Origin of the sequence: Geminicoccus flavidas (assembly GCF_009806515.1) — a bacterium.
GTDB lineage: Bacteria > Pseudomonadota > Alphaproteobacteria > Geminicoccales > Geminicoccaceae > Geminicoccus > Geminicoccus flavidus.
Map to the genome: position 1 here is coordinate 1 of NZ_WUJP01000614.1, position 12450 is coordinate 12450.

A 12450-nucleotide genomic window follows, 5' to 3' on the forward strand; every position below is an offset into this window, starting at 1 on the left:
CGTTCTGATCGTCGATGACGAGGCCGCGATCCGTGAGGTCGTCGCTGCCCTCCTGCAGGACGAGGGCTACCGGCCCCGCCAGGCCGCCAACAGCGACCAAGCCTTCGCCGAGATCGACCGGCGCGTGCCGGACCTCGTCCTCCTCGACATCTGGCTGGAGGGCAGCAAGCTGGACGGGATGGAGATCCTGGACCGGCTGCGCAGCCAGTGGCCGACCATCCCAGTGGTGATCTTCAGCGGCCACGGCACCATCGAGATGGCCGTGCAGGCGATCAAGAACGGCGCCTACGACTTCATTGAGAAGCCGTTCAAGACTGACCGCCTCCTCCTGACCATGCAGCGTGCCCTGGAGATCAGCCGGCTCAAGCACGAGAACGAGCAGCTCAAGATCAAGGGCGGCGACGAGATCGACCTGCTCGGCACCTCGCCCGGCATCGTGCGGGTCCGCCAGGCGATCGACCGGGTGGCGCCCACCAACAGCCGCGTGCTGATCAGCGGTCCGCCCGGCTCCGGCAAGGAAATCGCGGCCCGGATGATCCATGCCCATTCGCGGCGGGCGGATGCGGCCTTCGTGGTGCTGAACTGCGCGGTGATGGCGCCCGAGCGTCTGGAGGTCGAGCTGTTCGGCGCCGAGGCCAACGGCGACACGCCGCGCTTCGTGGGCATCCTGGAGCGGGCCAGCGGCGGCACCCTGTTCCTGGATGAGGTGGCCGACATGCCGCTCGAGACCCAAGGGCGGATGCTGCGGGTCTTGCAGGAGAACCGCTTCACCCGACCGGGCCGCACCGAGCGCATCGACCTGGACGTGCGGGTGATCGCGTCCACCAACCGGGACCTGACCCAGCTCATGAGCCAGGGCAAGTTCCGCGAGGAGCTCTACTATCGGTTGAATGTGGTTCCGGTGCAGATCCCGCCGCTGTCCGAGCGGCGCATCGACATTCCGCTGCTGGCCCGGACCTTCATGGACCGCGCCGCGCGCATCGCCAGCGTGCCGCCGCGCGTGATCGGCGACGACGCCATGGCGGTGATGCAGTCCGCCGAGTGGCCCGGCAATGTCCGCCAGCTGCGCAACGCGGTCGAGTGGATGCTGATCATGGCGCCGGGCGACCCCAAGCAGCCGATCGGCGTGGACGGGCTGCCGCCGGACCTCACCAACAGCGCGGTGGGCTCGATGGACCCGACCGCCAATGGCGAGCTGGTGGCGATGCCGCTGCGCGAGGCGCGCGAGCATTTCGAGCGCGCCTATCTCCAGGCCCAGCTCGAGCGCTTCGGCGGCAACATCTCGCGCACCGCCAACTTCGTCGGCATGGAGCGGTCGGCCCTGCACCGCAAGCTGAAGACGCTGGGCCTGCATAGCGGGGACGACTGACCCCTTGCGAGTCATCGTCGCGGGAGCGGGCCGGGTCGGCGAGAGCATCGCCCGCTACCTGGTCCGCGCCAGCCACGAGGTCACGGTCATCGACCAGCGTCCGGAGCTGGTGCAGAGGATTGCCGAGACCGTCGACCTGCGCGCGATCACCGGCTCCGCCTCCCATCCCGCCGTGCTGCGTGAGGCGGGGGCCGCCAATGCCGACCTGCTGGTGGCGGTCACCCGCAGCGACGAGGTGAACATCGTCGCCTGCCAGGTGGCGAACGCCCTGTTCAACACGGCGACGCGGATCGCCCGGATCCGCCAGCAGGCCTATCTGGACCGGCGCTGGGAGGACCTGTTCCTGCGCCAGCACTTGGCAGTCGACGTGGTGATCTCACCCGAGATCGAGGTCGCTCGCTCGGTGGCCCGCACCCTGCTGGTGCCGGGCTCGCTGGCCGTGATCCCGTTCGCCTCCGACCAAGTCCGGCTGGTTTCCGTGCGCTGCGACGCGGATTGCCCGATCCTCGACACGCCGCTGCGCCAGCTCTCGTACCTGTTCCCGGACCTCCATGTCGTGGTGGTCGCGATCGAGCGCAATGACCGGCTGTTCGTGCCACATGCCGAGGACCTGCTGATCGCGGGCGACCGGGCCTGGATCGTGGTCGAGACCCGGCAGCAGGCCCGCGCCATGACCGCGTTCGGCCACGCGCCCTACCAGGGCCGGCGGGTGGTGATCGGCGGGGCAGGCAGCATCGGAAGCTTCCTGGTTCACGAGCTACGTGCCCTGGCGCCGCATCTCCGGCTGGCCGTGGTGGAGAACGCGCCGGAGCGGGCGGGGGCGCTCGCCGAGGGCGCGCCCGGCCTGATCGTGCTGCAGGGCGATGCGCGCGATCCCGACCTCCTGCGGGAGGCGGGCGTATCCACCGCCGATACCTTCGTCACGGTCACCAACCAGGACGAGGTCAACATCATGTCGGCGCTGATGGCCAAGCGGCTGGGCGCCAATCGGACGCTCGCACTGATCAACACCGAGAGCTATGCGCCGCTGATCGGCGACATCGGCATCGACGTGATGATCGACCCGCGCGGGACCACGGTGAGCTCGATCCTCCAGCATGTCCGGCGCGGCCGGATCCTGGCTGGCTTCAGCATCAAGGACGGTGCCGCCGAGGCGATCGAGGCCGATCTGCCGGAGAACAGCCCGCTGGTGGGCAAGACCCTGGACAAGGCCAGGATGCCCCAGGGTGTGATCATCGGTGCGGTGCTGCGCGGCGGTCAGTACATGGTGCCGCGGCCGGACAGCCAGCTACGCGCCCGTGACCGGCTGATCGCGATCGCCCGCGGCGACCAGATGCGCAGCCTGGAGCAGGCGGTCGCCGTGCGCTTCGACTATCTCTGATCCTGCCTGCGGAACCCATCATGGCCCGGATTGCCTATGTCGACGGTCGCTACCTGCCAATCCATGCCGCCACCGTGTCGGTGGAGGATCGCGGCTTCCAGTTCGCCGACGGCATCTACGAGGTTGTCAAGCGGATCGGCGGCCGGCTGATCGACGCGGACCGGCACCTGGCACGGCTGCGCCGCTCGCTCGCGGCCCTGCGCATCGACCTGCCGGTCAGCGACGCCGCCCTGCACCGGATCGTCAGGGAAACGATCTCCCGCAACGCGCTGGCCGACGCACTGGTCTACCTGCAGGTCAGCAGGGGTACGGCTCCACGCAATCACCCGTTCCCCGCCGGCACCCGCCCGAGCCTGGTCGTGACCGTGCGCCGGCTCAAGCTGCCGACTTCAGCCGAGCGCCGGCAGGGCTGCGGGGTGATCACCCATCCCGACGAGCGCTGGGCCCGCTGCGACATCAAGTCCACAGGGCTGCTCGCCAACGTCCTGGCCAAGCAGGCCGCCCAGGAGGCCGGCTGCCGCGAGGCCTGGCTGGTGGCCAGCGGCCCGGAGGGCGAGGTCGTGACCGAGGGATCCAGCACCAATGCCTGGATCGTCGACGAGCATAGCGTGCTGCGCACCCACCCGGCGACACAGCGCATCCTTGGCGGGGTCACCCGGTCGGTGGTGCTGGAACATGCGCAGGAGCTGGGCATCCCGCTGGAGGAACGTGCCTTTTCCCTGGCGGAGCTGGCCCGCGCCCGCGAGGCCTTCCTCACCAGTGCCACCTCGCTGGTTCTGCCGGTGACCAGCGTGGACGGCCGACCAGTCGCCAACGGCATGCCGGGCGATACGACTAGGCGGCTGATGGACCGCTATGCGGCCCATTGCGGGCTGCCGGCCGAGGTGGCCGCCCAGGGTTGAGAGGGATCGGTTACTTGGCTTGACCATGCAGGGCAGTGTCGCCAGCCCTGCGGATATATTCATCCAGCTTGCACCGATGGCGCTTGCCGAGCCAAGGGGCGCTGGTTATGTCCTGATCTCCGAAGGAAAAAATGTGGTCGGATCGCGCACCAGAATGCGGACCGGACCCGGCCGCGATGGCAACGGGACGCAAGTCGCGCCGCCACCGTGGTGCCTTCCAATTCACCGAGAGGTACTCGGATGGCAGCCGAGAAGCAGCAGAATCTCCAGGACGTCTTTCTGAATCACGTCCGGAAGAACAAGATCCCGGTCACCGTCTTTCTGATCAATGGCGTGAAGCTGCAGGGCGTGATCGGCTCCTTCGATAATTTCTGCCTGCTGCTCCGGCGTGACGGGCACGTGCAGCTGGTTTACAAGCATGCTGTATCAACCGTGATGCCCTCTTCGGCGGTCCGTCTCTATGACGCACCTCCGGGCTCGGTGCCTGGGCAGGGACCGGAGCGTGGCGGCTACGGCGACCGGGGCCGTGACGAGGAGCAGCGGGAAGAGTAGCGCGAGCCAAAGGCAGAAGCGTCATCGGCAACGAAACGGCAGAAGGCAGCGGGCGCTGCCTGGTCATCCACCCTTACCTGAGCAGCGACCGGGAGCGGCTGCGCCCACCATCCTCGCGGCTGGACGAGGCGGTGGGGCTGGCGGAGGCGATCTCGCTCGACGTGGTCGACCGCGAGCTCGCACCCCTGCGCCAGGTGACCCCAGCCACGCTGCTGGGCGGAGGCAAGGTTAGCGAGATCGCGGAGCGGGTGAAGGCGGACGAGATCGACCTCGTGGTGGTCGATGGTACGCTCACGCCCGGCCAGCAGCGCAACCTCGAAAAGAAGTGGCAGTGCAAGGTCATCGACCGCACCGGCCTGATCCTGGAGATCTTCGGCGAGCGGGCGCGCACCCGTGAGGGCGTACTCCAGGTCGATCTAGCCGCGCTGAACTACCAGCGCTCGCGCCTGGTCCGCTCCTGGACCCATCTGGAGCGGCAGCGCGGCGGTGCGGGCTTCCTCGGTGGCCCCGGCGAAAGTCAGCTTGAGCTGGACCGCCGAATCATCGCCGACAAGATCGTCAAGATCGAGCGCGAGCTGGAGGATGTGAAGCGCACCCGTGCCCTGCACCGGAAGGCGCGTGAGCGGGTGCCCTATCCGGTCGTGGCGCTGGTGGGGTACACCAACGCCGGCAAGTCCACCCTGTTCAACAGGCTGACCGGCGCCCAGGTCCTCGCCAAGGATTTGCTGTTCGCCACGCTCGACCCGACCATGCGGCTGATCCGCCTGCCGCAGGGGCGCAAGGTGATCCTGTCGGACACGGTAGGCTTCATCTCTGACCTGCCAACCTCGCTGGTGGCGGCGTTCCGCGCCACGCTGGAGGAGGTGCTCTCGGCCGACGTGATCCTTCATGTGCGCGACGTCGCCCATGAGGATGCCGCGGCGCAGGATGCCGACGTGCGCAAGGTGCTGGACGAGCTCGGCATCGACGACATGGCGCGCTCGCAGCGGCTGATCGAGGTCTGGAACAAGATCGACCTGCTGGACGAGGAGCGCCGGGCGGTGCTCTCGGCCGAGCTCGCCCGGGCAAGTGCTACCGTGACGGTCTCGGCGCAGACCGGCGAAGGCCTGGACGGGCTCCTGCGCGGGATCGAGGCCAAGCTGTCCGAGTTTGCCGTGCCCATCGAGGTGCTGATCCCGTTCGGCGACGGCGAGACGCTGGCCTGGCTGTTCCGTAATGGCGAGGTGCTGGCCAGGGCCGACGATGGCGATGCCACCCATGTCTCCGTGCTGCTCGCCGAGGACAAGAAGCGCCAGCTGGAGGCGAGGCTCGCCCGCAAGGGTTGAGTACCGGATCGCTCACCTCATCCCGGCGCTTGACCAGGCGGAGGATCATTCTAGCCTGTCGCTCATGGGGAAGGCGATCTCCCCACGAGGCGACAGCCGAAGCATCGCGTCCCATTCCCCTTCCCGGGAGGACGCGCCGTGGCGTCGACAACCATCATTTCCATCGACAAGCTGATCCGCCTGATCGGGACGCCCAAGTGCCCCGCCTTGATCGATGTGCGCACGGAGGATGACTTCGCGGCCGATCCGCGCCTGATTCCGGGCGCGCTCCGGCGTCGGCACGACCAGCTGCAGAGCTGGGCGGCTCCACTGCAGGGCCGGACCGCCATCGTCATTTGTCAGCATGGCCACAAGCTGAGCCACGGTGTTGCGGCCTGGCTGCGCCATGAGGGTATCCCGGCCGATGTGCTGGAAGGCGGCTTCGAGACCTGGGCCACCGCCGGCCTGCCGACGGTGCCGGAGGCCAAGCTGCCCAAACGGGACCAGCAGGGCCGGACTGTCTGGGTCACTCGCGCCCGCCCGAAGGTCGACCGGATCGCCTGTCCCTGGCTGATCCGGCGCTTCGTCGATCCAACCGCCGTGTTCCTGTTCGTCATTCCTGCCGAGGTCACGGCGGTCGGCGAGCGCTTCGATGCTGAACCGTTCGACATCGAGAACGTCTTCTGGAGCCATCGCGGCGAGCTGTGCACCTTCGATGTCATGGTTGAGGAACTGGGCCTTGGCACGGAGCCGCTGCGCCGACTGGCAACCATCGTACGTGGTGCCGATACAGCTCGCCTCGATCTGGCACCGCAGACAGCCGGGCTGCTGGCGGCTTCGCTCGGACTGTCGCGGATGTACGCGGATGACCTCGAGCAGCTCGAGGCAGGTATTGTCCTGTACGACGCGTTCTACCGATGGTGCCGCGATGCCACCGACGAGACGCACAACTGGCCCAACGTGAAGGCAGCTGCTCCATGAACGGGACGATGGAGGACACTATTGCCCCTGATGCTGCCCACGCCACCAATGCCGGGGCAGCGCTGCCGTCCTTTGCGGAAGCCTTGCGCGTCTGGCTGAAAATCGGGCTGCTCTCTTTCGGTGGGCCAGCCGGACAGATCGCGCTCCTGCACCGGGAGGTGGTCGATGACCGCCGCTGGATCGGCGACCGGCGCTTCCTGCATGCGCTGAACTTCTGCACCCTCTTGCCGGGGCCGGAGGCCCAGCAGCTCGCCACCTATCTCGGCTGGCTGATGCATGGTGTGCGTGGCGGGCTGGCCGCCGGCATCCTGTTCGTGCTGCCAGGGGCGCTGGTGATGCTGGCGTTGTCGCTCATCTACGCGACCTTGGGCGACGCCCCGCTGGTCGCGGCCTTGTTCTTCGGCCTGAAGTGCGCAGTGCTGGTGATCGTGGTCGAGGCGTTGGTGCGGATCGGCCGGCGGGCGCTGAAGGGACGAGCAGCCTGGGCGCTGGCGGTCGCCGCCTTCATCGCCCTGTTCTTCCTCAACTTGCCGTTCCCGCTGGTGGTGCTGACAGCCGGCATTATCGGCTATCTGGCGCCCACAGCCTTCACACCCGGGAGCCATGGCGCAGCCAAGAATGATGCCCCAGCCCTGATCGACGCGGTGCTGGCGGCTGATCCGGATCGCCCTGCCCGGCTTGCCGCCAGTGCGCGCCTCGCTGGTTATGTTGGCCTGCTGCTATGGTTGGCGCCGGTCGCCGTTCTGCTGGCCGCCGTGGGCGGGACCTATGCGGACGTCGCCTGGTTCTTCTCCAAGATGGCCGTGGTCACCGTCGGCGGTGCCTATGCGGTGCTGGCCTATGTCGCCCAGGACGCGGTCGAGGCGTATGGCTGGCTGAATGCCCACGAGATGCTGGCCGGCCTGGGCCTCGCCGAGACCACGCCCGGTCCGTTGATCCTGGTGCTGCAGTTCGTGGGCTTCCTCGCGGGCTTTCGCGCACCGGAGGCTTTAAGCGGGATCCCTGGCGGTATCGCAGCCTCGGTGCTGGTGCTGTGGGTGACCTTCGTGCCCTGCTTCGTGTTCGTGTTCCTGGGCGCGCCCCTGATCGAGCGTCTGCAGGAGAACCGCGCGCTCTCCAGCGCGCTTGCCGCGATCACCGCTGCCGTGGTGGGCGTCATCGCCAACCTCACTGCCTGGTTCGGGCTGCGAGTGCTGTTCCGCGACCTGCAGGTCGTCCAGGCAGGCTATATTTCGGTCGATCTACCGGTGCTGGGCTCGTTGGATCTTGCGGCCCTGGCACTGGCCGTTCTGGCCGCAATCTGCCTATTCCGCCTCAAGCTCGGGATGGTGATAACATTGGCTGCCGTGGCTGCCGCCGGTTTGCTGCTGCAGATCGGCGACTTCCTCTAGACATACCCGGAGGCGTACCGGCCGACTTGGGAACGAGGGAGTTCGGCTAGCGTCGGGCACCCCAGTACCGCTCGTAGTCGTTGCGCAACAGGAACATGGGCGGCTCGTCCTCCTCGATCGCGGCAAAGCGGCCGAGTGGCTCGAAGAAGCGGTTGTCCTGGTCGTCGTCGTTGACCAGGGAGACCTCACCGACCAGCACGTCGTCCCGCCAGCCCCAGAACTTGTGGTAGAGCAGGGGCGGCACGGTCACGCTGCCGCCGGGCGGCACGCGGACCACCTCGCCGGCGGCGACCGTGATCTCGGCGCCGTCCATGCTGAGCGTCACCGGCCGCTCGTCAACCCCGCCCGCCTCCGTGGAATGGAAGAACTGGACATGGAGGTCGCCGCCGCCGCGATTGATGATGTCCTCCATCTTGTTCCAGTGGAAATGCAGCGGGCAGACCTGATCGTGGCGGATCATCAGGATCTTCTCGCAGTAGAGCTTGCCCTTCCCGCGCTGGAGGTCCGCGACCGGGCCGTTGCGCAGGGTGAACACGGCGAGCCCGCACCGGCAAAAGCGGCCTTGAGCGAAGTCGGTGATGTCCCAGCCAAGCCGGCGCTCGACGATCTCGCGCACCTCCTCCCCCTTCTTCGCCCAGTCAGCCGGCGACCAGTAGGCGAAGGCCGGCAGGTGGAAGTTCTGCCGGCGGAAGAACGCATCCGCTGCCCGCATGATGGCGTTGATCTCGGAGCGCTTCATCGGCGCCGTCCCCCTGTCGATCGTTCGATGCAGTAGATGGGCGGAGCGGCGGCTTGTCCAGCCGGACGCGGTCAGCCAGCCTTGGTGGTGCGCTCGGCGACCTTGGCCTCGTTCCACCAGGCGTCCAGCTCGGCCAGGCTGCACTCGGCTGGCTCCCGGCCGGCGGCACGGGCGGCTGCCTCCACTGCGCGGAAGCGGCGCTCGAACTTGGCATTGGTCCGGCGCAGCGCCTCTTCCGGATCGACCTTGAGGTGGCGGGCGAGGTTGGTGACCGCGAACAGCAGGTCGCCCACCTCCTCGGCCTGATGCTCGGGGTCGCCAGCGGCCTCGACCTCGGCCAGCTCTTCCCGGATCTTGGCCACCACCGGGCCGAGCTCGCCCCAGTCGAAGCCGACCCGGGCGGCGCGCTTTTGCAGCTTCTCCGCACGGGCCAGGGCCGGGAAGCCCACCGGCACGTCGTCCAGCACGCTGGCCGGCCGCTCGGGCTGCCCCTTGGCGGCGCGCTCGGCCGCCTTGAGGTCCTCCCACAGGCGGCGCTCGCCACCTTCGAGCAGGGCATGGCCCTCGAAAACATGCGGATGGCGACGGACCATCTTGTCGACGATCCCGGCCGCCACCGCCTCGAAGTCGAACAGGCCCCGCTCCTCGGCGATCTGTGCCTGATAGACCACCTGGAGCAAGAGATCGCCCAGCTCCGCCCGGAAGTCGTCGAGGTCGCCCCGCTCCAGCGCGTCGCGGACCTCGTAGGCCTCCTCGATCGTGTAGGGGGCGATCGTCTCGAAGGTCTGCTTCTGATCCCAGGGGCAGCCCACCACCGGGTCGCGCAGGATCCGCATCACCGCGAGCAGCCGGTCGATCGGCCGCTCGTCCTCCGGGACTGGCACGCTCACAGGAGGCTCCCCTGCACCGGTTCGTCCTCCTCCGCACCACTGCGCCTGGTGCGGCCGCCAGTGGTGACAGCGATCTCGCCGTCGTGGAACACGAGGTTCAGCCGGCTCTCCGCGCGGGCGGCGGCAACGTCGCTGACTACTTCGCCGGAGGGCGCGCGCACCAGCGCGTAGCCGCGCGCCAGCACCTGACGGTATCCCAGGCTGTCCAGCAGCTTGCCGAGCGTGTCCAGCCGGGCCTGGCCGTCCGCGATCCGGCGCTTGGCCGCCCGTTCTAGCCGCTGGCCGCGATCGGCCAGCATCGGCTCCGCCCGCCCGACCAGGGCCAGGATCTGGGCCGGCACCAGGCGGGCGCCGGTGCGCTCCAGGTGGCGCTGCTCGGTGCGCAGGAGGGTCGAGACCAGTTCGTGCAGGCGGCGGCCCAGCATCTCCAGCCGCTCCGCCTTGGCGCGCAGCACGTCGGCCGGCCGGCGCAGGCGCAGCCGCTCGGACAGGTCGTCCAGGCGCTGGGTGGCCAGGCCCAGCAGCATGCGCGGGTCGGGCAGGCCGCGGGCCGAGCGCTCCAGCTCGGTACGGCGGCGCTGGAGGTGGCCGACCGTGGCCGAGCGGATCCGCCCTTCCAGCACGGCCACCCGCTCGATCAGCTCGAGGCGCACCGGCACCGCCATCTCGGCTGCGGCGGTGGGGGTGGGGGCGCGGCGGTCGGCGGCATGGTCGGCCAGCGAGGTGTCGGTCTCGTGGCCGACCGCGCAGATGGTCGGGATCGAGCACGCGGCCAGCGCGCGCACCACCATCTCCTCGTTGAACGGCATCAGGTCTTCGATGGAACCACCGCCGCGGGCCACGATCAGCAGGTCCGGCCGCGGCACCGGGCCGCCCGGCTGCATGGCCGAGAAGCCGTTGATGGCATCCGTGATCTGCTGGGCCGCCTGCTCGCCCTGCACCAGGACCGGCCAGAGCAGGACGTGGCGCGGGAACCGGTCGCTCAGCCGGTGCAGGATGTCGCGGATCACCGCACCGGTGGGCGAGGTCACCACGCCGATCACGCGCGGCAGGAAGGGCAGCGGCCGCTTCCTGCCCTGCTCGAACAGGCCCTCGGCGGCCAGCCGGCGGCGCCGCTCCTCCAGCATCGCCATGATCGCACCGGCACCGGCCGGCTCCAGCTGCTCCACCACCATCTGGTAGGTCGAGCGGCCGGGATAGGTGGTGAGCCTGCCGGTGGCGATCACCTCCAGCCCGTCCTCGACTGCGAGCCGCCAGCGCTGCACTGAGCCGCGCCAGGACACCGCATCCAGGCGGGACTGCTGGTCCTTCAGGCAGAAATAGGCGTGGCCCGAGGCAGCGCGCTTGAAGCCGGAAACTTCGCCCCGAACCTTGATCAGGCCGAACGTGTCCTCGACGGCCCGCTTAAGCGCGCCGCTGATCTCGGAGACGGTGTATTCGGTGAGGTTCGTCGCCATGGGTGCTGGCTTGCTAGCAGCCACGGACGCTGCCGTCAGCCCGTGCTGTGTCTCGGATGGCGAGGAGGTGGTCGATGGCACGGGCTTCCGGTGATCTGCCGCGGATGAGCTTCGAGGAGTTCCTGCGCTTCGAAGGCGAGATGGACGTCCGCTACGAGCTGTACCAGGGCAAGCTCGTGGCCATGGCGCCGCCGCATGGACGGCATGCCCGGATCGCCCAGAGTGTCGGTAACCTGCTGGACCGCCGCTCGTCTGATCCCGACCGTTGCATGGCCTACCAGGGCGCCGGTCTCGTGATCTCGGAAAGCGATGCGACCTACCTTGTTCCCGATGTGATCTTCGCCTGCACGCCTCCGGACCGACGTGGCCTGATGCACAGTGCGGCGATCATCGTCGAGATCCTGTCGCCATCCACGGCTCTCAATGAATTTTAGGACCGCCGTCCCAATTTATCAAGGGGTCGATGGCGTGCAGGAGATCTGACTGGTCGATGCCGGCCGGCGCTGGGTGCGGCGGCGGCACGGCCAGGACTGGATCGTGGCGCTGCCGGTGACCGGAGAGGACAGCTTCCACAGTGAGGTGCTGGACGACCGGGTGGCGCTGGACGAACTCTAGGCGAGGGTGCGGTTCGACGAGGAGGAGGGTGGCTGAGCGATGGCGCGCAGGCTCGACGATCTGCCGAGACTGAGCCTGGAGGAGTTCCTCCAGTTCGACGACGGGACGGACACGCTCTACGAGCTGCGGGACGGCTGGCTGCATGCCATGAACCCACCTCGGCCGGGCCACAACATCATCACGACCAACATCGTGAAGATCTGGGATCGGTGTCGACGGACCTGGAGCGTTGCCGCTCGATCGTCACGCCAGGACTGGTCATCAACTTGGCCAGGGACGACTACTACATCCGGACGTCGCCTATACCTGCGAGCAGCATGCTGACTCGCGCTACATCAAGGAGCCGGTGATCGTCGCCGAGGTGCTGTCGCCGTCGACCGAGCGGGACGACATGCGCACCAAGCTGCCGCTCTATGCCTCGGTGCCGAGCATCATGGAGATCTGGCTGGTAGCCTCGCGGGAGCGGTGGGTCCGCGTGCATGTCCGGCAGGGCGAGAGTTGGACCGTCGGCCTGCCGGCGGTCGGCTCAGGCAGCGTCGAGAGCCCGTTTCTCGGCGGCCCGGTCCTGCTGGACGACATCTATCGGGGCTCCGGCGTGCCGGCGGACATGCCGGCACGCGGTCACCATCTGCTGCGGCCGGACCGACCGCTTTAGACGTAGCCGTCCTCGACAAGGGCCTCGGCGATCTGGACGGCGTTGAGGGCAGCGCCCTTGCGCAGGTTGTCGGACACGACCCACATGTTCAGGCCGTAGGGCACGGTATCGTCCAGGCGCAGGCGCGAGACGAAGGTCGCGTACTCGCCGACCACGTCCTTGGGCGTCGCGTACTCGAAGTCGTCCGGATCATCGAGGACGTTGATGCCCTCGA

Annotated in this window: 13 protein-coding genes; 9 read left to right on the plus strand and 4 right to left on the minus strand. The window is 68.4% G+C overall.

Annotated elements, in window-relative coordinates:
• The 7 genes from ntrX to chrA form a co-directional block, all read left to right on the plus strand.
• The coding region (gene ntrX / locus EQG76_RS17300; protein ID WP_159715640.1) for a nitrogen assimilation response regulator NtrX at positions 1 to 1369 on the plus strand (1369 nt) is incomplete at its 5' end.
• A 4-nt stretch (positions 1370 to 1373) separates the two neighbouring features.
• Positions 1374 to 2750 carry a Trk system potassium transporter TrkA gene (trkA, locus tag EQG76_RS17305; RefSeq protein WP_159715641.1) on the plus strand — a complete coding sequence of 459 codons (1377 nt, stop codon included), beginning with the start codon at positions 1374 to 1376 and terminating at the stop codon, positions 2748 to 2750.
• Between the two features lie 20 nt (positions 2751 to 2770).
• Entirely contained in the window at positions 2771 to 3652 is an 882-nt protein-coding gene (locus EQG76_RS17310; RefSeq protein WP_159715642.1) for a D-amino-acid transaminase, read from the plus strand.
• Between the two features lie 240 nt (positions 3653 to 3892).
• The gene (hfq, locus tag EQG76_RS17315; RefSeq protein ID WP_159715643.1) at positions 3893 to 4204 is read left to right on the plus strand and encodes an RNA chaperone Hfq; all 312 of its coding nucleotides are present in this window, start codon (positions 3893 to 3895) and stop codon (positions 4202 to 4204) included.
• A 23-nt stretch (positions 4205 to 4227) separates the two neighbouring features.
• The gene (gene hflX, locus EQG76_RS17320; RefSeq protein ID WP_159715651.1) at positions 4228 to 5529 is read left to right on the plus strand and encodes a GTPase HflX; all 1302 of its coding nucleotides are present in this window, start codon (positions 4228 to 4230) and stop codon (positions 5527 to 5529) included.
• A 138-nt stretch (positions 5530 to 5667) separates the two neighbouring features.
• Positions 5668 to 6489 (plus strand): chromate resistance protein ChrB domain-containing protein, encoded by an 822-nt coding sequence (locus EQG76_RS17325; RefSeq protein ID WP_159715644.1) that lies wholly within the window; start codon positions 5668 to 5670, stop codon positions 6487 to 6489.
• Positions 6486 to 7880 (plus strand): chromate efflux transporter, encoded by a 1395-nt coding sequence (gene chrA, locus EQG76_RS17330; protein WP_235031419.1) that lies wholly within the window; start codon positions 6486 to 6488, stop codon positions 7878 to 7880. Before EQG76_RS17325 ends, chrA begins: the two co-directional genes overlap by 4 nt.
• A gap of 46 nt (positions 7881 to 7926) precedes the next feature.
• Here the strand turns inward: chrA and EQG76_RS17335 are convergent, their stop codons facing one another.
• The 3 genes from EQG76_RS17335 to xseA form a co-directional block, all read right to left on the minus strand.
• Complete coding sequence (locus tag EQG76_RS17335; RefSeq protein WP_159715645.1) at positions 7927 to 8619, minus strand: D-lyxose/D-mannose family sugar isomerase; 693 nt, start codon at positions 8617 to 8619, stop codon at positions 7927 to 7929.
• Positions 8620 to 8690: 71 nt separating this feature from the next.
• Positions 8691 to 9509, minus strand: a complete 819-nt coding sequence (mazG, locus tag EQG76_RS17340; RefSeq protein WP_159715646.1) for a nucleoside triphosphate pyrophosphohydrolase — start codon at positions 9507 to 9509, stop codon at positions 8691 to 8693.
• Entirely contained in the window at positions 9506 to 10966 is a 1461-nt protein-coding gene (gene xseA, locus EQG76_RS17345; RefSeq protein WP_159715647.1) for an exodeoxyribonuclease VII large subunit, read from the minus strand. The genes mazG and xseA overlap by 4 nt, the downstream gene beginning before the upstream one ends.
• 104 nt (positions 10967 to 11070) lie before the next feature.
• On the opposite strand from xseA, the gene EQG76_RS17350 reads away from it, so the two are divergent.
• Complete coding sequence (locus tag EQG76_RS17350) at positions 11071 to 11400, plus strand: Uma2 family endonuclease (protein ID WP_159715648.1); 330 nt, start codon at positions 11071 to 11073, stop codon at positions 11398 to 11400.
• Positions 11401 to 11810: 410 nt separating this feature from the next.
• Positions 11811 to 12236 (plus strand): Uma2 family endonuclease, encoded by a 426-nt coding sequence (locus tag EQG76_RS17360; protein ID WP_159715650.1) that lies wholly within the window; start codon positions 11811 to 11813, stop codon positions 12234 to 12236.
• Here EQG76_RS17360 and EQG76_RS17365 read toward each other — a convergent pair.
• The coding region (locus EQG76_RS17365) for an Asd/ArgC dimerization domain-containing protein (RefSeq protein WP_255476556.1) at positions 12233 to 12450 on the minus strand (218 nt) is incomplete at its 5' end. The two genes, EQG76_RS17360 and EQG76_RS17365, sit on opposite strands and share 4 nt — an antisense overlap.